This window comes from Moritella sp. JT01 (assembly GCF_001574435.1).
Taxonomy (GTDB): domain Bacteria; phylum Pseudomonadota; class Gammaproteobacteria; order Enterobacterales; family Moritellaceae; genus Moritella.
The window spans coordinates 47,135-70,444 of sequence record NZ_LOCN01000031.1 but is presented as its reverse complement, the minus strand read 5'-3'; the positions used below and the strand labels follow the sequence as shown (position 1 = coordinate 70,444).

Sequence of the window (23,310 nt, the reverse complement as noted above, 5' to 3'; positions counted from 1 at the left end):
TCGTCACACACCTCAATGCCAGCGATAAGCAAAGAGTGGTTTCATTTTAATAGCCCCAAACTCTGTTATATATCTTTGGAGAGGCAATAAAAACAACGTCTTTATTGCCGTTTTATACTGGCTATGCGTGTTGCTGTTCCAGCGTTAATTTATCAAAGAATAATCGCGTTTCGGCAATCACCACATGACGTAAACCAATCAAACCAATTAAGTTCGGGATCGCCATTAAGCCATTCACAATATCGGCCAAGATCCAAATCAGATCCAACTGTAAGAATGCGCCACCAGCGACCAACAAAATATAGAAATACTTGTAAGGTTTAATGCCTTTCTGACCAAACAGATATTGCACACAACGTTCGCCATAGTAGTTCCAACCGAGAATAGTGGTAAAGGCGAAAAATACGAGCCCTAAAGTAATAACGTATTGGCCAATTAGCGGTGATAAACCTTGTTCAAATGCGAGCGTTGTCATCGCAGCACCGGATGTTTCACCACTCCATACTCCAGTTAACACCAATGTGAGACCTGTCATGGTACAAATAATGATGGTATCGAAGAAGGTACCTGTCATTGAAATCAGCCCCTGCTTCACACAGGAATCTGTTTTTGCTGCCGCAGCTGCAATCGGCGCACTGCCTAAACCCGACTCATTAGAAAACACACCACGCGCCACACCACTTTGAATAGCCAACATCACAGTCGCGCCTAAGAAACCACCAGTTGCAGCGGTTGGCGTAAACGCACTACTGATCACTAAGCCAATTGCATCAGGCACCGCCTCGATATTAAATAATAGAACCAACAACGAAGCGAATACATAACATACCGCCATAAATGGCACAGTACGTTGAGCAATAGCTGAAATAGAGCGAATACCACCTAAGGTCACCATCGCGACTAATACCGTCAGTATCGCCGCAGATAACCACACCGGAATATTAAACGAGATCTGCACAGCATCAGTAATAGCATTCACTTGTGGGAAAGTACCAATACCAAAACACGCCACACCAATACCAAACAGGGCAAAAGCTTTCGCTAGCCAACGACTACCCAAACCATGTTCAAGATAATACATAGGACCGCCCGCCATTTGCCCATTTTCATCAACAACACGGTATTTCACCGCCAATAAACATTCCGCATATTTGGTCGCCATACCAAAAAAGGCCGCCACCCACATCCAGAATAATGCACCGGGACCACCCATTTTAATCGCTGTAGCAACACCGACAATATTACCGGTACCGATAGTGGCAGAAAGTGCGGTGCATAATGCTGCAAAGCTACTGATATCGCCCTGCTTTTTATTATGTAGATCGTTGTCGTCTTTATCACCTGAAAACAGGTACTTTAGCGCTAAGGGTAATTTGGTGATTTGTAAAAAACCTAAACGCAAAGTGAGATACATACCGGTGCCGACCAAAAGTAATAATAATGGCGGACCCCAAATAAAATGATCGATGCTTTGCAGGGTATTTTGTAGGGTTTCTAATAAAGAAGGTGGTGGTAGTGGTGCTGTTTGTAGTAAAGAAAATTGTAGTACTGTTAATTGTAAATAGTGCATTAAAAATCATTCCTCGAGAATGTGAATCTGAGGAGGATGTAATTATTCAAGATGGGTAACGAAGCAAAAAAACCACAGCAAAAGCCACAGTAAAAAGCAGACGTGAAAGTACGCAAAAAAAATAATCCTATCCTCTGTCCTTTGTACCTGAGAGTTTCAACGACATTGTCGCTTTGCTCCTTCGGCGTCCAATTTAATGGATCTCTCCAGAGGCTCGTCCAGTAACAGTCCATGCTTTTTCTTGCGAAATAAAGCGCCTGAAAGATTTACTTCTTCGGCGGGCACATTGGCCACTCTCCTGCTACCTTCATCCGAACTTAGTGTGGATATGCCGCAGTATCAAACACTGCGAATTGACAAATACTAGCACGGATAACTTCAACAAAAACCAATAGAGTAGTTTGAATGATTAACAATTAATCTTTGGGCAGAAAAAAGCCCTGTTAATCAGGGCTGCTTTAATTATGTGTTATTCATGGTCATTAGCGATTATTGACTAACGCTTAACTCATCATCAACCACGCTTATCTTAATCGATTTACCAGGTACTACCTCTCCCGCTAAAATAGCATTGGCTAAGCGATTTTCGACCTGCTTTTGCAATACGCGCTTTAGCGGCCGAGCACCAAATAAGGGATCGAACCCGGCATCGGCTAATTTTGCCAATGCACCTGCTGTGATCGACAAACTATAACCCAGCTGTTTTAATCGCGCCTCTAATGATTTTAACTGGATCACGGCAATTTTTTCAATGTGGCTACGACCCAATGGGTGGAACACCACTGTATCATCAATACGGTTGATAAACTCAGGGCGGAAGCTCTGTCCAAGTAACTCTAATAAACGTAATTTCACCGTATCATAATCATGTTTACCGTATTCTTCTTGAATGATATCAGAGCCTAAATTAGAGGTCATAATAATCACCGTATTACGGAAATTAACCGTACGGCCCTGCCCATCGGTTAAGCGACCATCATCCAATACTTGTAATAAAATATTAAAAATATCCGGATGGGCTTTTTCAATTTCATCCAGCAAGATCACTGAATAAGGTTTCCGACGTACCGCTTCAGTCAAGTAACCCCCTTCTTCATAACCAACATAACCCGGAGGCGCACCGATTAACCGCGCGACTGAATGTTTTTCCATAAACTCAGACATATCAATACGGACCATGGCTTGGTCTGAATCAAAGATAAAATCGGCTAAGGCTTTGCATACTTCGGTTTTACCGACACCCGTGGGCCCCATGAATAAAAAAGATCCCATCGGACGGTTTGGATCAGCCAACCCTGCACGGCTACGACGTATCGCATTGGATACCACGCTGATAGCTTCGGCCTGACCAATCACCCGCTGATGTAAGTTATCTTCCATCGCCAGCAGTTTTTCTTTTTCGCCTTCCAGCATCCGGTTAACCGGGATCCCCGTCCAACGCGATAAAATATCGGCAATTTCAGCTTCACCGACCTTATGCTTTAACAAGGTCATGTCTTGCATTTCAGCTTGGGCGGCTAAATCCAATTGTTTTTCTAACATCGGAATAGTGCCGTATTGCAGTTCTGACATTTTATTTAAATCACTCGCACGTCTGGCCATATCCAACTCAACACGGGCTTTATCTAACGCTGACTTAATGTGCTTAGTACCAGAAAGCGCGGCTTTTTCAGTCCGCCAGATTTCATCTAGCTCGTTAAACTTATCCTGCTTATCATCCAATTCTTCAGCAATCGTCGATAAACGTTTAATACTGGCTGAATCATCTTCTTTTTCCAGCGCTTGCTGCTCAATTTTAAGTTGGATAATACGCCGTTCTAACTTATCTAAGGCTTCCGGTTTTGAATCCATCTGTAAGCGAATAGACGATGCCGCTTCATCAATCAGATCAATGGCTTTATCGGGCAATTGACGGTCGGAAATATACCGATGAGATAAGGTCGCCGCCGCCACAATAGCCGGATCGGTAATATCAACATTATGGTGTAGTTCATAGCGTGATTTTAAACCACGTAAGATGGCAATGGTGTCTTCAACACTTGGTTCTTCAATCAGTACTTTTTGGAAACGACGTTCAAGTGCCGCATCTTTTTCAATATATTTACGATATTCATCAAGGGTGGTCGCACCCATGCAATGTAATTCACCACGGGCTAATGCTGGTTTTAACATATTGCCGGCATCCATCGCGCCCTCACCTTTGCCCGCGCCAATCATGGTATGTAGTTCATCAATAAACAGAATAGTTTGGCCTTCGGTTTGCGCCAGTTCTTTGATCACTGATTTTAACCGTTCTTCAAATTCACCACGGTATTTAGCCCCGGCAATTAACGCGCCCATATCCAGTGATAACACGCGTTTATTCTTTAACCCTTCCGGCACTTCACCATTAACAATACGCTGTGCTAAACCTTCGGCAATGGCGGTTTTACCCACCCCTGGTTCACCAATTAATACTGGGTTATTTTTAGTGCGGCGTTGTAATACTTGGATAGCACGACGGATCTCGTCATCCCGACCAATCACGGGATCGAGCTTACCAACTTCGGCACGCTCGGTTAGATCTAAGGTATATTTAGTTAAGGCTTCACGTTGCTCTTCTGCGCCTTGATTATCAACTTTGTCGCCACCACGGATCACATCAATCGCTTCTTCAATATTTTTACGTGTACCACCCGATTTTCGTAATAATTGCCCTAACCGCCCTTTATCTTCAACTGCCGCAAGCACAAACAACTCGGAAGAAATAAATTTATCTTTACGTTTTTGGGCATATTTATCACACAAATTTAATAACATATTCAAAGCTGATGATAATTGGATGTCACCTTGGGTACCTTGTACTTTAGGTAAGCGATCAAGCTCATCAGCCAGCTGCCAGCGTAATGAATTTGCATCAATCGCCGCGGCGGTCAGTAAGGGGCGAAGGGAACTGTGATCTTGGTTTAATAACGCGGTCATCAAGTGTATAGGGTCGATAAATTGATTATCTTTACCCAGAGCAAGTGACTGCGCATCGGAAATAGCCATTTGAAATTTGGTGGTAAGTTGATCTAAGCGCATAACGATGTCCTATCGGTCGTGGCTATAATTATAGTCATTTAATTGGTGGGTATATTTAGCAAGGCACTAAAACCCATAGTTATTATCTGGGGATTATTTATTGAGATTCAAGGTAAATCAAACTTGCCTGGCGACCCGTTTGGTTATCTCGTCGATATGAATAGAATAAATCAATTTCGCGGTAAGTACAGTGGTCACCACCGTAAATATCAGCCGTATTAACCGTTAACGCTTGTAGACGTTGACGCGCTAATAAATATAAATCCGCTAACCATTTATCACCATCGGCAATAAACGCGCTACTTGCTTGTGGATCATGTGCAATAAAGGCATCACGTACTTCACTGCCTACTTGAAAATGTGCTTGGCTGATTGCAGGACCTAACCACACTAATAGCTCATTTGGTGTAGCGGTAAGTTTAACAAGGGTGTTTTCAATAATACCATCGAGTAAACCACGCCAACCAGCATGGATAGCAGCAACTTGCGTACCCGCTTTATCGCAAATTAAGAGCGGTAAACAGTCTGCCGTCATCACTAAACAAACTTGCCCCGTCATCTGTGTTACAGACGCATCCGCAGCAGGAAGTTGCTTCGCATTGTGGGATTGCCCCACTAAACTAACAACGTCGGTACTGTGGGTTTGATTCAACCAATATGGCTGTTGTGGTAAATGAGCAGCTGTCATTAACAGCTGCCTATTTTGCCACACCAACTGACTATCATCTTGCACATGCAGACCTAAATTTAGTCCTGCATAAGGCATGTGACTAACGCCACCCTCACGAGTCGTGCTTAGCGCCTTAACATTGCTTGGCGCTGGCCAGTTAGGTTGAATAAAACGGGGCATCATCAATGTTTAACTAATGTAATCATCAACCATGTTTAACGCCGTATCTTCACGTAGGATATGAATTAATGTATTCATATCAGACGGACGTTCTGCGCGCCACATCATCATTTCACCTGTTACTGGATGTTCTAATTTCAACATACGTGCGTGTAGTGCCTGACGGCCAAAACCACGTAAAGCCATAATTAGCGTATCCGTTGCATTGCCAGGTGGCTTCGGACGACCAGCATACACAGTATCACCAACGATAGGATGGGTAATATGCGTCATATGGACACGGATCTGGTGAGTACGACCTGATTCAAGACGCAGTCTTAATAACGTATGCGCACGGTATTTCTCAGCAACACGGTAATGTGTTTTTGCTGCTTTACCCAGTGGACGAACAGCCATTTGCGTACGTTTAGTCGCGTGACGACCGATTGGCTCATCAACAAAACCACCCGCAGTCATAGTACCTGATACAACCGCTTCGTATTCACGCGTAATACGACGAGCCTGTAGTGCTGTTACTAAATGTGTTTGTGCTGGAATTGTTTTCGCAATCACCATCAAACCCGTTGTGTCTTTATCGAGACGGTGAACAATACCAGCACGTGGCACGTCAATAATGTCTGGATAATGGAATAATAATGCATTCAGTACTGTACCGTCTGGATTACCAGCTCCTGGATGTACAACAAAACCAGCTGGTTTGTTGATCACTAGAATATCATCATCTTCATACACGATAACAAGTGGCAGATCTTGTGGCTCGTAACGCACTTCTTCGTCAACTTCTGCGTTTAAGATAATTTTATCGCCGTATTGCATTTTTTCACGTGCTTTAACGACAACGTTGCCATTTAAGTTAACAAATCCTGCAAGAATCCATTCTTTCAGACGTGTACGAGAATAATCTGGGAACATCTCGGCTAAAACTTGGTCTAAACGTTGACCGACTTGGTGTTCTGCAACAACGGCAGAAAGTTCTATATGTTGGCTCATAGGTAGCAGGGACCCTCTTCGGTCCTAATTTTCAGTATAATTACAGGATTCAGGCTATTTTAGCCTTTTATTTTGCTGTAGCATATTGGCTACGTAACTATTTTTCGCATTAAGCAATTTGGAATTTATCCAACCTAATGAAAAAATCAATAAAATTAGCAATAAGTCTATCGCTCGCACTGGTTGTGGCAACAGGTTGTTCTTCAAAATCAGAACCTACTGTACCGGATAAACCAGCCATCGAGCTGTACAGCATCGCTCAACAATCGTTACAAGCGGGTAATTTTGTTTCCGCTATTGAAACGCTTGAAGCGCTTGATACGCGTTATCCATTTGGCCCGCACACAGTACAAGTGCAGTTAGACTTGATCTATGCTTACTACAAGAATAGTGACACAGCACAGGCATTGGCCAATATAGATCGCTTTATTCGCTTAAATCCAAGCCATAAAGACATAGACTATGTCTACTATATGCGTGGACTCACCAATATGGGCGCGGATTATAACCTATTTCATGACCTATTTAATATAGATCGTTCAGATCGAGACCCAAGTTATGCAAATGCAGCCTTCAATGACTTCGCTCGCCTAATCAAACGCTACCCAGAAAGTGAGTATGTGGCTGATGCGCAAAAGCGTGCTATTTCGATTAAAAGTCGTCTTGCACGTTATGAATTATCTGCAGCAGAATATTACATGAAACGTAAAGCCTACATCGCGGCGATCCAGCGTGCACAGTATATTATCGATAATTTTGCAGATACAGAGTCACGAACTGGCGCATTAAAAGTAATGATTAAAGCGTACGACATTTTAGAACAGCCAACCCTGAAAGCGAACGCCGAAAAGATCTTAGCAGTTAACGCAGATTAATGATCTACGCACCTCGCTAACGATTATTAAGGCTAAAAATAAAATATAAAAAAACGGCGTCTATGCAAATAGACGCCGTTTTTGTTTTCGATTACCGTATGAAGGTAACCGATACTGTAGTCAAATTATAGCTTACTTGTGGTATTGCTTACTCAATTCACCAACCGCGTCGATGAATACACCTGCTTTTTCAGGTTCAACATCTAAATGGATACCATGACCTAAGTTCATCACGTGACCATTGCCTTTACCAAAACCAGATAATATCGTGCTTACTTCTTCACGGATACGTTCTGGCGATGCATAAAGCATTGAAGGGTCCATGTTACCTTGCAGTGCAACTTTATCACCAACACGGGCTTTAGCTTCCGCAATATCAATTGTCCAATCCAGACCAATCGCATCACAACCTGTTGCTGCGATCTGCTCGATCCATTGACCACCGTTCTTAGTGAACAGCGTAACAGGTACTTTACGGCCATCGTTAAAACGCGTTAAGCCATCAACAATTTTGTGCATGTACTGCAGTGAGAAATCTTTGTAATCTCGTGGCGATAATACGCCGCCCCAAGTATCAAATACCATCACAGACTGTGCGCCCGCCGCAATTTGCGCGTTAAGGTAAGTGATCACTGAATCCGCTAACTTATCTAATAATAAGTGTAGCGTTTGTGGTTCAGCGAATGCCATTTTCTTAATTTTAGTGAAAGTTTTAGTACCGCTACCTTCAACCATATAAGTTGCTAACGTCCACGGGCTACCAGAAAAACCAATTAACGGTACTGAACCATTAAGGTTTTTACGAATAGTACGCACCGCGTTCATTACATATTGTAATTCGCCTTCTGGATCTGGGATACCGATCTTATCAACATCTGCTTTACACGTGATAGGTCGCTCAAATTTAGGACCTTCACCTTCTGAGAAATACAGACCTAAACCCATCGCATCAGGGATAGTTAAGATATCTGAAAACAGAATTGCCGCATCAAGTGGAAAACGGCGTAATGGTTGTAACGTTACTTCACAAGCAAGTTCTGCATTCTTACACAGCGACATAAAATCACCTGCTTCAGCACGCGTTGCTTTGTATTCTGGTAAATAACGGCCTGCTTGGCGCATCATCCATACTGGTGTTTGGTCTACCGATTCTTTGGCTAACGCACGTAAATAACGATCATTCTTTAACTCGCTCATATCCTTTCCTGAATTGCGGCTCTAATATGGCGTGATTGTAACATTATTCAACAATTGACAAAATATCTGACGCCATTTTCACCGTTAATTTAACAACAAGTTGATCATAACAGGGGATTAACGCCAAAATATAAAAAATTTGGCCAAGATTACTGACTGAGCGAAGAAAAAAACAACAGCTTTAAATTGCCTATTACGGCTCATTCAATCTATGTTTCAATTAGCGCAATTAATTTACGCAATTAGTACTAATCGAATCAGAGACCTTAATCACAATTCATTAACAAGCTCTCTCTTCAAAACCAAAAATCAGTCATAACAAAGACTTATGTGCTATGATTAGACATACAACAGTTTCAAATCAGTAATCGTCCTTTAGTAGATAAATCTATTACTGTGGTGCTAATTAATCAGGTTTGACCAGATAAAATAGTGTTGACGTTTTACGGTAAAGAATTTAGAAATAGGAAACCTTATTTTTTTAAGGGTACATGGAGTAAGTCATATGTTAACCAAATTAGAACAAGCGCAACAAGCTTGGGGCGGCACGCACAACGCCATCGATCATTGGCTAGAAGAGCGACAAGAACTGATTGTCGATTATTGCAAACTCGAAGGCTTACCCCCATTTGAAAAAACCGCCGTATTACCCAGCCAAGATGAACTACAAGCCTTCTGCCAAATCTTAATTGATTATTTATCTACGGGCCATTTTGAAGTTTATGACCAGATCGTGTCTCAATGTGCAGAACACAGCGCAAAAAGCCTTACCCTCGCACAAAAAATCCAACCTAAGATAGTGTTAACGACAGAAGCACTGGTTGAATTCAATGATAAATACGCAGAAGCAAATAAAAATGACGACACACTTCTGCTGTCTTTAGATAATGATATGTCAAAAGTCGGTGAGCTATTGGAACAGCGTTTTGAATTAGAAGATAAATTGCTATATACCCTAGCGACTTATCATCGCGAAGTGGTCGACGCAGAATAAGTACTGTACATTTGATTTAACTCCAGCCAATAAAAAACCCATTCACGTCGTCAAACATGAATGGGTTTTCAGTTAACATTATTTTTATTGCTTGTCTTGGCCAGCGATTTCTAATAATTCAACTTCAAATATTAATGTTGAATTTGGTGGAATATCAGCACCCGCACCTTGTGCGCCGTAACCTAATTCAGATGGGATGTATAATTTATACTTACTACCCACATTCATTAGCGCCACGCCTTCAGTCCAACCAGGAATAACACGGTTAAGTGCAAATGTTGCTGGTTCGCCACGTTCAACAGAACTGTCAAATACAGAACCGTCTAATAATGAACCAGTGTAATGTACAGTAACCGTATCATTTGGTGTTGCTTGCTCGCCCGTACCGGTTGCTAGTACTTCATATTGAAGACCAGATTCAGTCGTGGTGATACCTTCTTTCTTGCCATTTTCAGCAAAGAATTTTTTTGCATCCACGTCTGCTTTTTTGCTTTCTACACGTTCAGCTTCAGTTGATAGCGTATTCATTTTCTCGTCATACGCTTTTAATACAGTTTGTAATTCTTCATCAGATAATTGCGTTGCTTCGTTTAACGCATCAGTAATACCTTGAACGATAATTTTCTTATCTAATGGTGCACCTAGCTCTTCTTGACGCTTAAGTGGTGCAACCAAGTTGCGTGCAACAATTGAACCGATTGCATAAGCCGCTTGTTGATCTTCAGTGTATGTTTGAATGTCTGTTACTTTTTCTGCTGGAGCTTCTTGTGCTTCTTGACCGCATGCAGCCAACAGAGATACTGCTGAAGCGAGTACCGTTACTTTAAAAAATTTTTTCATCGAAATACCTAATTAAAATAATGCAGTGTAATTCCACAACTACGTGCTAAGTTACTTATACCTAATAACTACCTAGTATTATCATAACTATTTGATGCTTCCATACAAGTTATTAACAACTATAAATGTAAAAAATGATAAATCATCCAACTTTACTTAATTTTACATCCTATCTAGCCTAGTATTTCAGCTCAAATAAATCGACATTACATGTTAAACTTAGTTCATAAAATTACAGCCATAGCGGAAAAACATGGAAATTCAGCAATTAGAAGAGCGTGTTTGTGACTTAGAGATGAAACTAAGTTTTCAAGACGACACTATCGAACAATTAAATAATGCCATTATTGATCAGCAAAAAATACTTGAAGATCAGAAAGTACAGCTGACTTTTTTAATTAGTCGCATCAAAACAATGCAAGTGGGTAGTGGATTAGCAAGCGAAGCAGATGAGACACCGCCACCGCATTATTAATACGTGAATGGCTGTGGTTGCCGAGAGCAAATATAGCAGGTTATTTACTGTAAACAATAAAATGCCAGTCACAGTGACTGGCATTTTGCTTTTAATTAAACCGAAATTTAATTGTTATTGTGGGTCATCGACAATCAATAACCGACACCCTAAGATGTCTAACGACTAGTGACCGCCGCAGCAACCGTCTTTTTTCTCTTCTTTTGGTTCTTCAGAACCACAACAGCCGCCTTCATGATCGTGATCATGCTCGTGTCCATGGTCATGACCACAACCGCCAGCGCCATGGATATGACCGTGCTCTAGTTCTTCTTCTGTCGCTTCACGAATACCGATAACTTCACCGTTAAACTGCAGTGTACGACCTGCAAACGGGTGGTTAGCATCAACAATAATGACGTCATCTTCAACGCCAGTGACGATAACCGTACGGTGACCCGCATCAGTGTCTGCACTGAATGCCATACCCGGTTCAACACCTTCAACGCCGTCGAATAACTCAGCAGGTACTTCTTGAACAAGATCAGGATCGTAGATGCCATAACCTTGTTCAGGTTGAATTGTCACGTCAAATTCGTTACCTACTGCTAGACCTTCTAATTCAGCTTCAAGACCAGGAACCAGGTAACCAGAACCCATTAAGAATTCCAGTGGTGATGAATCACGCGTATCATCGATAAGCTCGCCTTTATCGTCTGTTACTGCGAAGTGTAGTACTACTACTGAGTTTGCTTCAATAAACATATTTATTCTCTTAATGCTAATTAACTGTCTTTGGTGCACCTTAAACCAATCTAAAATTATGGTTTAAAGACACCTATCATTTGTTCAAAATCGCGGGTGGCGGTACTCACCTCTCCATCGGCTTGCGCTTGCGTATAGCCACAACTGACACATTCAATTGTTTCTACCTCATTCACTTGAAATAGCTGGATCACATCTATTTCATTGCACGTCGGGCACTTAGCACCGGCGACAAAGCGTTTTTTCTTCCGTTCAACCACTGCAACCTCCCAGTCATTTACGACGTAAGTTAACTTAAATCATCAGCGTATCGTTGCTGATTCTTGGTCTATTACCCTCGTTTAACTATGAGTGTACTTTATTCTTGGTACAAATTTCAAAGTTTAACATTTTAAACTGCGCGTAAATCGGCTAAAATCGCCGCAATTATAGTTACTAATAGCCCTCATATGATCATAGCTAGCGATATTGAACTTCTGCGTGGTGGCAAGCCACTTATTACGAACACCAGTGCCAAAATCAACCCAGGTCAAAAGGTTGGTTTAGTCGGTAAGAATGGCTGTGGTAAATCCAGTCTATTTGCCCTTATTCGCCATGAAATTAGTTTGGATAATGGTAGCCTAACCTATCCAAGCAGCTGGCAAGTGTCGAGTGTCAAACAGGAAACACCAGCACTCGATCGCAGCGCGCATGATTATGTACTTGATGGCGATACCGGATTCCGTCAACTAGAAGCAGACCTTGCACAAGCAGAAGCGGCGGATAACGGTAATAAGATTGCAGAGATCCACGGCAAACTTGATGCGATTGGTGCTTATAGCATTAACGCGCGTTGTTCTGAGTTATTATCAGGTTTAGGTTTTAGCGAAGACAAACAGCAACTGTCAGTACAAAGTTTCTCGGGTGGTTGGCGTATGCGCTTAAACCTAGCCCAAGCACTATTATGTCGTTCTGACTTATTGCTACTTGATGAACCAACCAACCATTTGGATTTAGATGCGGTTATTTGGTTAGAAAAATGGTTAAAACAGTATGACGGTACCTTAATGCTGATCTCACATGACCGTGATTTCCTCGATGCCATTATTACCAAGATCATTCACGTTGAAGATCAAAAACTGAATGAATACACAGGTGACTACACCTCGTTCGAAAAACAACGTGCCGAAAAGCTATCACAACAGCAATCGATGTTTGAAAAGCAACAACGTGAAGTTGCCCACATGCAAAGCTATATCGATCGTTTCCGTTACAAAGCATCAAAAGCGAAACAAGCGCAAAGTCGTATCAAAGCGATGGAACGTATGGAGCTTATTTCTGCGGCCAATGCTGATTCGCAATTTAGCTTTCGTTTCTTAAAACCAGATGCGCTGCCAATGCCGTTGTTAACAATGGAAAATGTGTGTGCAGGTTATGGCGACACCCTGATTCTTGATAACATTAAGTTGAATCTAGTTCCAGGCAGCCGTATTGGTTTATTGGGTCGTAACGGCGCAGGTAAATCAACATTAATTAAATTGTTGTCTGCTGAAATGGCGCCACTAAGAGGCTCGTTAGAAGTTAATCCGAATTCAAAAGTCGGTTACTTTGCTCAGCACCAATTAGAATTCTTACGTTTGGACGAGACGCCATTACAACACATGGTGCGTCTTGCGCCCGATAAAACAGAATTAGAACTGCGTAAATTCTTAGGCGGTTTTGGTTTCATCGGTGAAAAAGCATTAGATCTCGTCGGTCCATTCTCGGGTGGTGAAAAAGCGCGTTTGGTATTAGCCCTGATCGTATGGCAAAAACCGAACCTGTTACTCCTTGATGAACCAACCAACCACTTGGATTTGGAAATGCGTCACGCGCTGTCAGTGGCCCTACAAGGCTTCGAAGGCGCTATGATTGTAGTATCGCATGATCGTCACTTATTACGCTCTACGACTGATGAGCTGTACCTGGTACACGATAAAAAGGTATTACCGTTTGACGGCGACTTAGATGATTACCATAGCTGGTTAAGCGAACAACAAAAAGTTGAGAAGCAAGCCACGCAAGTGATCAATACTGGCGCTAACAGTGCCCAAGCGAAGAAAGATCAAAAACGTAAAGCCGCTGAATTACGTAAATTAACGCAACCAGTACGCAAGCACATTGAAAAAATCGACAAGCAGCTCGAAACCTTAGGCGACAAGCTGACAGCCGTTGAAACACAACTCAGTGAAACCAGTATTTATGAAGATCAAAACAAAGCTAAGCTAAAAACCGCATTAAGCGAGCAAGCGAAGTTTGTTGTGGCGATTGAAGATGCTGAAACCACCTGGATGGACTTGAACGAACAGCTTGAAGAGATGGTTGAAGAAAGCGAACACGCTTAAACGACATAGTAAGTAGAGGCAGATCTTATCTCTGCCTCTTACTGTCATTACAACGTCACTGATAAAGTCTTGCCTAAGCGGCTACTTTCCATAGCCAGTTCAATTAATTTAATATTCAACAGCGCTTCTTCTGCTGTGACCGGTGGTTTGGTCTTCAATCGAATCGCATTAGCCATTGAAAAAAAATACTGCTGATAACAACCACGTTCCGTTGTTATTATTTCAGCATCATCAGCGCTATATAGACAACCGTATTGCTCAGCTGTTTCATCGGCCCAACATGCATCGACAGGTAATACACCCGCAATTAAACGCGCTTCTTGTGGATCTAATCCATATTTTTCATAACTACCTTTCGAACCCTTAACGCTGAAACGTTTATTTGGACCAGCACTGAATAGATCAGCATGCAGGGTTGTCACTTGATTGGGGTAATGCAGTACAAGATTAAAATAATCTACGTTCGTTGAATCCTCTCGCATTATTAAACATTGAGCAGTGATCGCATCTGGTACACCAAACAATGCCAACGCTTGATCAAGCAGATGTGGGCCTAAATCAAATAAAATACCTCCTCCATTAGCAGCTTGTTCACGCCAGCGTTGACGTACTGCAGGCCGGAAACGGTCAAAATGAGATTCGAAACTCTTCAGTTCCCCAATACGATCTTCTTCAATTAATTTTTTAACGGTAAGGAAATCACCATCCCAACGACGATTATGATAAACGCTCAGAACAAGCCCTTTCTCGACGGCTAATTCGATTAATGCTTCACCATCAGCAATATTGGTGACAAACGGCTTTTCGAGAACAACATGTTTGTTATTTTCTAAGGCCTGTTTTGCTAAACAAAAATGCACATCATTGGGCGCAGTAATAATGACAAGTTCGGCATCAGAGTTCGTAAGAAGATCGTCGGCTGTCGTGTAATGATCGACGGTAGGAAAATCAGTAACAACAGCATCACGCTGGCTACTGCTAATGGCAACTAACTCAAACTCAGGCAGGCTAGTAAGAAAGGGGATATGGAAAGTTTTTGCAGAAAACCCATAGCCGATAACGGCTGTTTTAATCGGTGCTAAAGCCATAGTTATTAACTCTTTATTTATGAAGTAACGGTACCTGTGCATCGAATCAAATCGTAATTTAATGTATGTCTATTTGCACGATAAAGTTGCACGTAATATTTAAATAAAAAGTGATAGCGAGAATGTGCAGCGGAACTAAACTTATGATAACAAGCCCCGCTTTAAATTATAATATTTCTCAGCTGTTCAAAATAGGCGTTTCCATTGTTCGGTATCGACGAACCACCTTTCCTCATAAATTTTGTCGCCTTCAAATCTGAACAAGACGGATAATGCGGAGAACTCTATTTTATTTGATTTCCATTCAACGATTGAGACGACTTCATTTTCTCCTTCAATCTGACGAAGTTCTGTGATCTCGAAACCAGGAGGAAGTAAGCCACCCAGCTGGTCTAGCACAGTGCGAAACGTCGTCAGCCCTCTCACTATATTCTCCTGCCCGGGCATTATGAATGTAATATCATCTGTGTAATCAGCGACTAAGGTATCGAAATCACCTCTGTCAACGGCTTCCCAACCACGCTGTACTATATTAGATAGTTTCATTACGGTTGCCTTCTATATATTTTTATCATTTAACTATAGAAGGCATTTAATAACCCTGCCCTAGCCACTATTAGATAAATACTCTATTGTAAGTAAGTTTATTAGCATGTATAACCACGCTATCATCACTTAAGATGACATTACGATTTACAACTGCGCTAACCACCCTTTACTGTAACCTTGATATTGTTTGGTCTGTAATAGCAATAAATTATCTTTCGCTTGTGCTTTTTTACCTTGTTCAATCTGGCTGACGGCTAATAAAAAACGCCATTTGTCAGTCATGAGTAAGGTCTTTTGATCTTCGCCCTTAACACCATGATCCAACAACGCTGCATACGCTAATTCCGCTTCTGACCAACGTGCTTCTAAATACAATAACTGCGCTTGCTGTTGGTCATGTTTGGCTAACTTAATGCCTGCGTCAGCAGCCTGGGCTAAAACAATAAGTGCCATGCTACGTTCACGCGCCATTAACCACGCATTACTCAAGCCTTTAAAATAAGCGCTATCTTGCTGCAATAATTTCTTTTCAGCTCCTTCTAAATACACAGCGGCGGCTAATCGAGGCTGTTGTTGCTGTAGATATAGCGAGGCTAATACGCGATAACCTTGTGCGGTGAGCAAACCTTGATTACGAGTGATCGCCAATGTCGATAACGCGGATTTATTCTGCTCTAAAGTCAGGTAGCTATACGCCAGTCGTTCCCAATAATCTTTTGACTTAGGGAAATCCACGACCGCAATTTCAAGGTGTTTATTAAGCTGTTTGTCTTGCTCTAAACGCTGTAACAAAGCTAATAACAATTGCAGATAAGATTCATTTTTGGGTACTAATTGATAAGCACGTTTTGATGGCGTTAGGGCGGCAGTTAACTTGTCTTGTAAATAATAGGCTTGCGCTAATAATGCGGCATTACTGGCTTGTTTTGCTATAGTAATTTTATATTTTTCGTGTTGTTTTTCATCGAGTTTGTCCACCAGCGTAAACCAAGCATTAAGGTGTTTTGCGACCAAGTTCCACGACTTGCTTTCTTGTCCTTTCGTCGCGACAGTTTCTGTTGTTAACGATGCAGCTAACTGCGCTGCCAATTGCTGGAATATCAGTTGTTGCTCAAGCTCTAGCGATAAACTTAATAACTGAGTCACCACTTGATAGGCTTGCTCGTAACCTTGCAGAGAGTTCTGCGGCATGAGCAGAACTTGCAGCTGTAAATTACTGGCCAGCAATTGACGTTCTGTCGAGTGATCACGCTGCTGTTGGTAAAAGTCAGCAATGTCGTTCGTTAAGATCTTATTCGATTCTACCTTCGCTTTAGTTTGTTTCTCGTCTTGCGCTGACATCTTCGCAAAAGCCGTTGTTAAGGTAATATAACGACTATATACCGACGCGGGGACTTGCTTAGCGTTTGCGCTAGTAATTGAAAGCAATATTGATAATAATAAAAAGCCCAAGCATAACGAGGTCACAGATAGCAAGGCTGAACAATGCTGTTTCACTTTAGTTAAGTTCAAAAGTCATTCTCCATTTTTTCCACACCTCAGTACCTGCGGGGGCTTTTTCAAACTGCCAACGACGCACCGCTTTACGCGATGTTTTAGCAAAATAACCACGTGGTTTTTCTTCCACTACCTTGATCTCTTCTGCACGGCCATCATCATTAACCAAGATATGTAATAACACATACCCTTCAATCCTGAGGCGTTTGGCTTTATACGGATATTGCGGTTCAGTTTTACGTAATATTTTTGCAAAACCAATTTCAGGCTCACCAGTAGTCGCTTGCACTACATTCGTTACTACAACGGGCGTAACTTCGACTTGGGGTTGAATATAACTCGTTACATCAACAAATTGTGGAGAGACATCAAACATCGGTACTGCTAACGCAGGCAAGGTTATGCTGCTGTTTAAATTAATGTTCTGCACATCGAAACTCGGCAGTATCGATTGTGGCAGTGCGACCATATCTTGCTGTGGTTTCGGCTCTGGGATCACCTCTAACTCAGGGGTAATGTCCTGCTCTTCCACATTCGAATCAGTGAACTGACGAAAGTTGATGGTGATCGGATCGTTCACCGGCGCTTTATTCCCACCAATGGTGAGAGAATAAATTAATCCCGCTAAACTAATATTAACCAGTACCGCCAGTACCAACGCGATCAAACGAAAGCGTTTACTGCCCCGCTGTTGCAACTGCAACATTGTCCACCCCAGCTAATCTAATTTGATCTAATACTTCAATTAAACGACCGGTATCAACCGTGCGATCGGCATTCAACATCACCGAAGTATGATCACTACTACTCAAGGTCTTTACTCGGCTACGCAATTTGCGGATATCGACGGGCTCGCCTTCAATCCAAACGCCATTTTCAGCATCGATAGACACGACTAAACTCACAGACCCTTGCAGATCATTCGTCGCGCCATCGGGACGTTGAATATCAATCGCATTCATTTTATTAAACGATGCAGTCACTAAAAAAAAGATAAGTAAAATAAACACCATATCAATCATAGGTGTTAAATCGACAGTGAGCGCATCACTATTATTTCGGCTAAATCGCGTTCTCATTTATATCCCTTTAACAACTAATTTTTGGGCCAGATCTAAAGTCAATAAATTCGCCCGTTTGTTCAAACTGTGACAAAAAAACAAACCTGATAACCCCGTCACCAACCCCGCCAACGTAGTTAATAATGCTTGGGCAATCCCACTGTTAAATAACTCCGATACACCGAGACTGTCAGACAACACAGCAAAATTATCAATCATGCCATCGACAGTGCCCAGTAACCCTAATAAGGGTAAAACCCCAGTTAAGGTTTTAATAAAAATAAGCTTACGAGTGAGCTGACTTTGTAATTCAGAAATAAAGCCATCGCGCACCGCGACTGCCAGTAAATGAGATTGTCCCTGCCATTGCGCCCATTCACCTTGGTAGTGTTTAGACAATACAGGGTATTGCAACCCATACTGTAAATAGCAGCGGGCAATCGTCCACCACATCACCACAGACAACAACATAATAACCCAAAAGATCACCGATGCATTGCTAAGAAAATCCATAAACCCAGACATACTTACACGTTACCTATCGCTTGCTGCTGATGAGTCATTACTCGAGGCTCTGCTTCATTGGCATATAAGCTGAGACGCTGTTGACGTTGCGCTAATAAACCTGCACTTTGATGTTCTATCACATGCAAGATACTGTCACTTTTACTGATTAATAAACTGTGTAATAACATGAGTGGCACGGCGGCAATCAAACCAAACTTAGTCGTTAACAAAGCTTGAGAAATACCACTTGATAACACTTGTGGATCGCTGTTTCCATAAGCGGTAATAGCTTGGAATGTTTCAATCATCCCCGCCACTGTACCTAATAACCCGAGCAGTGGTGCGATAGTCGCCAGTACCGCTATCGAACCCAACCCTTTACGACATTCAGGTAATTCAGCCAAGATTGCTTCATCAAGAAAACGTGCTAATTCATCGGCATTACTGCGTTCGTGACGCTCGGCAACACCGATGATACGGCCGAGTGAGTTATCGGTCAGTTTATCTAATTGTTGTTTTTGTAATTCTATTTTCTTCGCTTCACGCGTCAGAACCAACAGACGGAATAAACCGATTGTCATGCCGATAATACCCACGGCGACAATAATAGCACCGACAACACCCGCATCAGAAAATACCTTCCACCACGCGCTAGTCTGTGTTGCACGAGCTAATAATGCACCACCGGATGGATCAATCAACGTACCAACAAAACCTTCAGACGGTTGTGAAAATGCAGCAATACGTGCCGCCATATCCGTTGTAGTTGGCGTTAATAATTGATAACTTTCACTGCCCGCTTGGTATAACAATGGGCCTTGTGCTGTAAATGCGGTGAAACCAGCGATTTGCGTAACAGCTAAGGTTTTTTTACTACCATCAGCCATAGTCACTAACATATCCGCAGTCGTCACTTTACTGCTCGCCACCATTTGCTCGGTAAACAATAACCATAAGTGTTTAATGGCAACCAGATCCGGTTCGTAGTTCGCTTCACTGTACGGAGAAAGTTGCGTTGCACGTCCTGGCAGTGTTGCACTTAATGGACTTTTATTTAATTGACCCCGTAGATCCTGACTGGCGCGGCGGAATTCACTGAACACTTTATCCAGATCGGACTTTTCACTATTGGCTAATTTTTGTTTGGCTAAAATCAGTTTGTTGTTGCCAGCAATGGTATTTTGCAACTGAGTCATTTTTTGTTGTAACGCTTGGTTACGCGTAGCTTGTTTCGCTAAATTGGCTTTTTGCGTCGCTAAATTACTTTTAAAACGCGTTAACGCTTCATTATCTATTTTGGTTTCTGCCACATTACTTTGCTTAACTTGCTTTAACAGGTCATCCAGTGGTGTGGCGTTGACGTTGAACATCAACAAACTAGTGGCAATAATAACGGCGTTACAACGCATAGACAGGGTGCTAAGCACAACCCTAAATAGAGAGATAGTTATAGTCATTATAGCGACTCCTGCTGTTGCGTTGCTGGAACCGCGTGCGCCTGTAATAAAGATGTTTCTAATAAAGGCAGTGCTAATAACGTCGGTACGGTTTTGTTATCCGCGACGTCATAAGCTTGCTTCACTCTGGCTAACCAGCTGGCTGGTAATGTTAACCAAGTACGGCTGCTGTTATCCCAATAGCCCGCATTGTTATGATCTGGCGTCAGGTAATATAAAGCCACCCGACCAACGCGAATAAACTGTACGGTTTTGTCCGCATCGCTTAATGGCAATTGTGCTTGCCATGTTTCGATGGTGTCGCCATATTCAGTTTCGATTTGGTAAGCTTCGAGTATTCGACGATATTTATCCGCAACACTGATATTAGGGTTATCTAATAAACGGTTGAGTTCAGCTAAACGTAATTGACGTTCTTGCCATAAAAAAGGGATATCTTGTTCGACAAACAGGGTCAGTACTTGCACCATTTCTTGCATTAACGGGGTCAGTTCCATACGCGTTTCACGGACGCTGGCCATGTTCTTTTCTAAACCGATTAACAATTTCTGCTGTTGCGAGACCTGCTTGCCTAACTGTGCTGTATAAGCGGTCAATACTGCATTTTCACGTAACAAGGCGCGATATTCACTGACAGTTTCACTGGTTTTGTCATCTAGATCAGCAATATGATCCTGAGTACGTTGTGCTTGCGCCTGTGATTGCTGCTTACTACCGATAATATTATCAAGCTCGCTCGTTGCGGGAGCAGCCTGAACAGGCATCATTAATGTACCTGCAAGTAACCCAATTGACCAAATTGCTGAATAGTTCATGTTATTCCACTGCGACTAAATATGAAGTAAGAGTTAGCGAATTATAAATATAAATAATCTAAATGAGAATCATTGTATTTAAGCTAATTGTATTTAGCAATCAATTAGAATAAATATGTTAATATTAGGCAAATTATTGGTATATACAACGTAGAGCTCAATTATGATTATTCCATATCAACAACTCGATAAGAATACGCTAAATACATTAATCGAACATTTCGTACTACGAGAAGGTACTGATTATGGCACCCTTGAGATGTCAATGTCAGAAAAAGTATGTCAAGTAACCAAACAACTTGAAAGCGGTGATGTGGTCATCGTTTACTCTGAATTGCATGATAGCGTGAACATCCTAGCCAAGAGCGAAGTTCTTAAAAACCCACAATAATCGTGCAAATTTTATACTTGATCTGAAAGCATTAACCTCGTATAACATAGCTCTATTTCCTTAAATTCAACTAGTTGGTCGATCAAATGTCAGCAAAACATCCTATCATTGCTGTGACAGGTTCATCAGGCGCCGGTACATCTACCACTAGCTTGGCCTTTGCACACATGTTCCAGCAAGAAAACATCAAAGCGTCTTTTATCGAAGGCGACAGTTTTCATCGTTATACCCGTCCCGAAATGGATGTGGCAATCCGCAAAGCACGTGAACAAGGTCGGCATATCAGCTATTTTGGGCCTGAAGCCAATGATTTTGAGTTACTGGAAAGCTTCTTTCAAGACTATGGCCGTGATGGTAGCGGTAAGTACCGTCGTTACCTGCACTCGTTTGACGAAGCCGTACCGTATAACTTAATGCCGGGTACGTTTACCCCTTGGCAAGATATCGAAACGGGTACTGACCTTTTATTTTATGAAGGTCTACACGGCGGGGTCGCAACCAAAGACAATGACGTAGCTAAGCATGTTGATCTGTTGATCGGCATGGTGCCAATCGTCAATTTAGAATGGATCCAAAAGTTAGTCCGTGATACTGAAGACCGTGGGCACTCTCGTGAAGCGGTAACCGATTCTATCGTGCGCTCAATGGACGATTACATTAACTTTATTACGCCGCAGTTTTCACGCACCCACATTAACTTTCAGCGGGTGCCGCTAGTTGATACCTCGAATCCATTTAGTGCGACAACGATCCCAACGCTGGATGAAAGTTTGGTGGTGATCCGTTTCCAAAGCGTGAAGAATATTGATTTCCCTTATTTGCTAACCATGATCGATGGCTCATTTATTTCAGGTATCAATACCTTGGTTGTACCTGGCGGAAAAATGGCACTGGCGATGGAGCTTATCTGTGCGCCATTAATTCGTCAGCTATTAGTTGAAGGTAAGATTAGCTAATTTACAAGCAATCTCCCCGAACAATAATTAACTTGTTCGGGGAGAAAACACAAAAGGGAGACGCTGACTAACAGCATCTCCCTTTTGTTTATCTGGGGTTATTAGCCTAAGTTCCCGTGATTACAGCGCCAAGAACACGCTAATAAATAACGGTGACGATAAACTTAAAATAAAACCACTGACAATGGCGAGCGGTACATAACCATTACCACCGGATTTTTGGATCATTGGCAAAGTAAAGTCCATTGCCGTCGCACCCGCATAACCAATTGCGGTTGATGGGTATAAACGAATCAATGATGGAATGATTAAAATAGCCACCAGCTCACGGCCTAAATCAATAATAAACGCCGCGCCCCCATATACCGGTGATAAGCCATCGGTCAATAAAATACCCGATAACGAATACCAACCGAAACCCGACGCTAACGCCAGACCATTAGCTAACGGTATACCGAGGAATAAAGCGGCCGCCATCCCTCCTAACCAAGAGCTTAGCATCACGACCACTGCAATCTTGATACCCCAAGTATTAAGTAGAATTTCCCGTAACTTCATCCCACTATTACGTAGCTGGCAACCAATAAACAGTAACAACAATACCAATGCGCCTTCACTGATTGCATCAATCTCAATCAGTTCTGAAGAAACAAATAAACCCAATATAAAACCGGCAGCAATAACACAAATTAACTGTAGTGATTCTAAAATAAGATGCCATTTACTTAATGACTCCCCTTCTCCCGCTATCGTTTTAGTTAAACGTTTATCCAGTCCCCACAATGCCATTAAGTTCGCAATTGACACACAACTGAGCACCGTAAAACTGTATAATCCGATATTCTGGATATTTTGCGCGAAATTATCCAGATGCGATAAGCTAATTCCCATCAAAAACAAGATCACGTAGATCATTTTATTGGTACAAACATTAATCCAATGAATATGTTTAGTTTGTTTTAATTCGACAAGATAGCCCAGTATCAAGGGTATGATAACAATGAGAAAACCTGAATACATCTTAAAAT

General features: G+C 42.0%; 23 protein-coding genes and 1 riboswitch. Of the genes, 6 read left to right on the top strand and 17 right to left on the bottom strand.

Features of this window, described 5'->3' with window-relative positions:
• Window positions 1-121: 121 nt before the first annotated feature.
• The 4 genes from AKG98_RS19700 to rluD all read right to left on the bottom strand — a co-directional run bounded on the left by AKG98_RS19700 (window position 122) and on the right by rluD (window position 6,473).
• Window positions 122-1,570: a sodium:alanine symporter family protein gene (locus AKG98_RS19700; protein ID WP_228140370.1), complete on the bottom strand. Its 1,449-nt coding sequence runs from the start codon at window positions 1,568-1,570 to the stop codon at window positions 122-124.
• Between the two features lie 124 nt (window positions 1,571-1,694).
• A riboswitch (glycine riboswitch) is annotated at window positions 1,695-1,790 on the bottom strand.
• Between the two features lie 269 nt (window positions 1,791-2,059).
• Entirely contained in the window at window positions 2,060-4,633 is a 2,574-nt protein-coding gene (clpB, locus tag AKG98_RS19695) for an ATP-dependent chaperone ClpB (protein ID WP_067050112.1), read from the bottom strand.
• Between the two features lie 97 nt (window positions 4,634-4,730).
• Entirely contained in the window at window positions 4,731-5,486 is a 756-nt protein-coding gene (gene pgeF, locus AKG98_RS19690; protein ID WP_067050109.1) for a peptidoglycan editing factor PgeF, read from the bottom strand.
• A gap of 6 nt (window positions 5,487-5,492) precedes the next feature.
• Window positions 5,493-6,473, bottom strand: coding sequence for a 23S rRNA pseudouridine(1911/1915/1917) synthase RluD (gene rluD, locus AKG98_RS19685; protein ID WP_067050106.1), 981 nt, complete (start codon window positions 6,471-6,473; stop codon window positions 5,493-5,495).
• 137 nt (window positions 6,474-6,610) lie between these two features.
• On the opposite strand from rluD, the gene bamD reads away from it, so the two are divergent.
• Window positions 6,611-7,348, top strand: coding sequence for an outer membrane protein assembly factor BamD (bamD, locus tag AKG98_RS19680; RefSeq protein ID WP_067050103.1), 738 nt, complete (start codon window positions 6,611-6,613; stop codon window positions 7,346-7,348).
• 132 nt (window positions 7,349-7,480) lie between these two features.
• On the opposite strand, the gene hemE is transcribed toward bamD, so the two are convergent.
• Window positions 7,481-8,545 carry a uroporphyrinogen decarboxylase gene (hemE, locus tag AKG98_RS19675; protein WP_067050100.1) on the bottom strand — a complete coding sequence of 355 codons (1,065 nt, stop codon included), beginning with the start codon at window positions 8,543-8,545 and terminating at the stop codon, window positions 7,481-7,483.
• Between the two features lie 505 nt (window positions 8,546-9,050).
• On the opposite strand from hemE, the gene AKG98_RS19670 reads away from it, so the two are divergent.
• A complete protein-coding gene (locus tag AKG98_RS19670; RefSeq protein WP_067050097.1) occupies window positions 9,051-9,539 on the top strand; it encodes an Rsd/AlgQ family anti-sigma factor in 489 nt (162 codons plus the stop codon).
• An 84-nt stretch (window positions 9,540-9,623) separates the two neighbouring features.
• Here the strand turns inward: AKG98_RS19670 and fkpA are convergent, their stop codons facing one another.
• A complete protein-coding gene (gene fkpA, locus AKG98_RS19665; RefSeq protein ID WP_067050094.1) occupies window positions 9,624-10,379 on the bottom strand; it encodes an FKBP-type peptidyl-prolyl cis-trans isomerase in 756 nt (251 codons plus the stop codon).
• Between the two features lie 253 nt (window positions 10,380-10,632).
• On the opposite strand from fkpA, the gene AKG98_RS19660 reads away from it, so the two are divergent.
• Complete coding sequence (locus tag AKG98_RS19660) at window positions 10,633-10,854, top strand: SlyX family protein (protein ID WP_045111891.1); 222 nt, start codon at window positions 10,633-10,635, stop codon at window positions 10,852-10,854.
• Window positions 10,855-11,019: 165 nt separating this feature from the next.
• Here AKG98_RS19660 and slyD read toward each other — a convergent pair whose 3' ends face one another.
• Together slyD and AKG98_RS19650 are read right to left on the bottom strand one after the other, a co-directional pair.
• Entirely contained in the window at window positions 11,020-11,598 is a 579-nt protein-coding gene (slyD, locus tag AKG98_RS19655) for a peptidylprolyl isomerase (RefSeq protein WP_067050091.1), read from the bottom strand.
• A 56-nt stretch (window positions 11,599-11,654) separates the two neighbouring features.
• On the bottom strand, window positions 11,655-11,858 hold the full coding sequence (locus AKG98_RS19650; protein WP_006030054.1) for a YheV family putative zinc ribbon protein: 204 nt from the start codon (window positions 11,856-11,858) through the stop codon (window positions 11,655-11,657).
• A 189-nt stretch (window positions 11,859-12,047) separates the two neighbouring features.
• Between AKG98_RS19650 and AKG98_RS19645 the strand changes: the two genes are divergently transcribed.
• The gene (locus AKG98_RS19645) at window positions 12,048-13,961 is read left to right on the top strand and encodes an ABC transporter ATP-binding protein (protein WP_067050088.1); all 1,914 of its coding nucleotides are present in this window, start codon (window positions 12,048-12,050) and stop codon (window positions 13,959-13,961) included.
• Between the two features lie 47 nt (window positions 13,962-14,008).
• Here AKG98_RS19645 and AKG98_RS19640 read toward each other — a convergent pair whose 3' ends face one another.
• The 8 genes from AKG98_RS19640 to AKG98_RS19605 form a co-directional block, all read right to left on the bottom strand.
• Window positions 14,009-15,049 carry an oxidoreductase gene (locus AKG98_RS19640; RefSeq protein ID WP_067050085.1) on the bottom strand — a complete coding sequence of 347 codons (1,041 nt, stop codon included), beginning with the start codon at window positions 15,047-15,049 and terminating at the stop codon, window positions 14,009-14,011.
• A gap of 186 nt (window positions 15,050-15,235) precedes the next feature.
• Complete coding sequence (locus AKG98_RS19635; RefSeq protein WP_067050082.1) at window positions 15,236-15,595, bottom strand: nuclear transport factor 2 family protein; 360 nt, start codon at window positions 15,593-15,595, stop codon at window positions 15,236-15,238.
• A 147-nt stretch (window positions 15,596-15,742) separates the two neighbouring features.
• On the bottom strand, window positions 15,743-17,110 hold the full coding sequence (locus AKG98_RS19630) for a hypothetical protein (protein ID WP_067050078.1): 1,368 nt from the start codon (window positions 17,108-17,110) through the stop codon (window positions 15,743-15,745).
• Window positions 17,097-17,801 carry an energy transducer TonB gene (locus tag AKG98_RS19625; RefSeq protein ID WP_067050074.1) on the bottom strand — a complete coding sequence of 235 codons (705 nt, stop codon included), beginning with the start codon at window positions 17,799-17,801 and terminating at the stop codon, window positions 17,097-17,099. The genes AKG98_RS19630 and AKG98_RS19625 overlap by 14 nt, the downstream gene beginning before the upstream one ends.
• Window positions 17,773-18,174 carry a biopolymer transporter ExbD gene (locus AKG98_RS19620; protein ID WP_067050071.1) on the bottom strand — a complete coding sequence of 134 codons (402 nt, stop codon included), beginning with the start codon at window positions 18,172-18,174 and terminating at the stop codon, window positions 17,773-17,775. The genes AKG98_RS19625 and AKG98_RS19620 overlap by 29 nt, the downstream gene beginning before the upstream one ends.
• Complete coding sequence (locus AKG98_RS19615) at window positions 18,175-18,681, bottom strand: MotA/TolQ/ExbB proton channel family protein (RefSeq protein ID WP_067050069.1); 507 nt, start codon at window positions 18,679-18,681, stop codon at window positions 18,175-18,177.
• Window positions 18,682-18,683: 2 nt separating this feature from the next.
• Window positions 18,684-20,120, bottom strand: a complete 1,437-nt coding sequence (locus AKG98_RS19610) for a MotA/TolQ/ExbB proton channel family protein (protein WP_067050066.1) — start codon at window positions 20,118-20,120, stop codon at window positions 18,684-18,686.
• Window positions 20,120-20,935, bottom strand: coding sequence for a DUF3450 domain-containing protein (locus AKG98_RS19605; protein ID WP_067050063.1), 816 nt, complete (start codon window positions 20,933-20,935; stop codon window positions 20,120-20,122). Before AKG98_RS19605 ends, AKG98_RS19610 begins: the two co-directional genes overlap by 1 nt.
• Window positions 20,936-21,098: 163 nt before the next feature.
• Here AKG98_RS19605 and AKG98_RS19600 point away from each other — a divergent pair, with 163 nt between their 5' ends.
• Together AKG98_RS19600 and AKG98_RS19595 are read left to right on the top strand one after the other, a co-directional pair.
• Complete coding sequence (locus AKG98_RS19600; protein WP_067050059.1) at window positions 21,099-21,326, top strand: YheU family protein; 228 nt, start codon at window positions 21,099-21,101, stop codon at window positions 21,324-21,326.
• Between the two features lie 86 nt (window positions 21,327-21,412).
• Complete coding sequence (locus AKG98_RS19595; protein WP_067050055.1) at window positions 21,413-22,282, top strand: phosphoribulokinase; 870 nt, start codon at window positions 21,413-21,415, stop codon at window positions 22,280-22,282.
• A 120-nt stretch (window positions 22,283-22,402) separates the two neighbouring features.
• Here the strand turns inward: AKG98_RS19595 and AKG98_RS19590 are convergent, their stop codons facing one another.
• Window positions 22,403-23,302, bottom strand: coding sequence for a lysine exporter LysO family protein (locus AKG98_RS19590; RefSeq protein WP_067050053.1), 900 nt, complete (start codon window positions 23,300-23,302; stop codon window positions 22,403-22,405).
• Window positions 23,303-23,310: the final 8 nt, after the last annotated feature.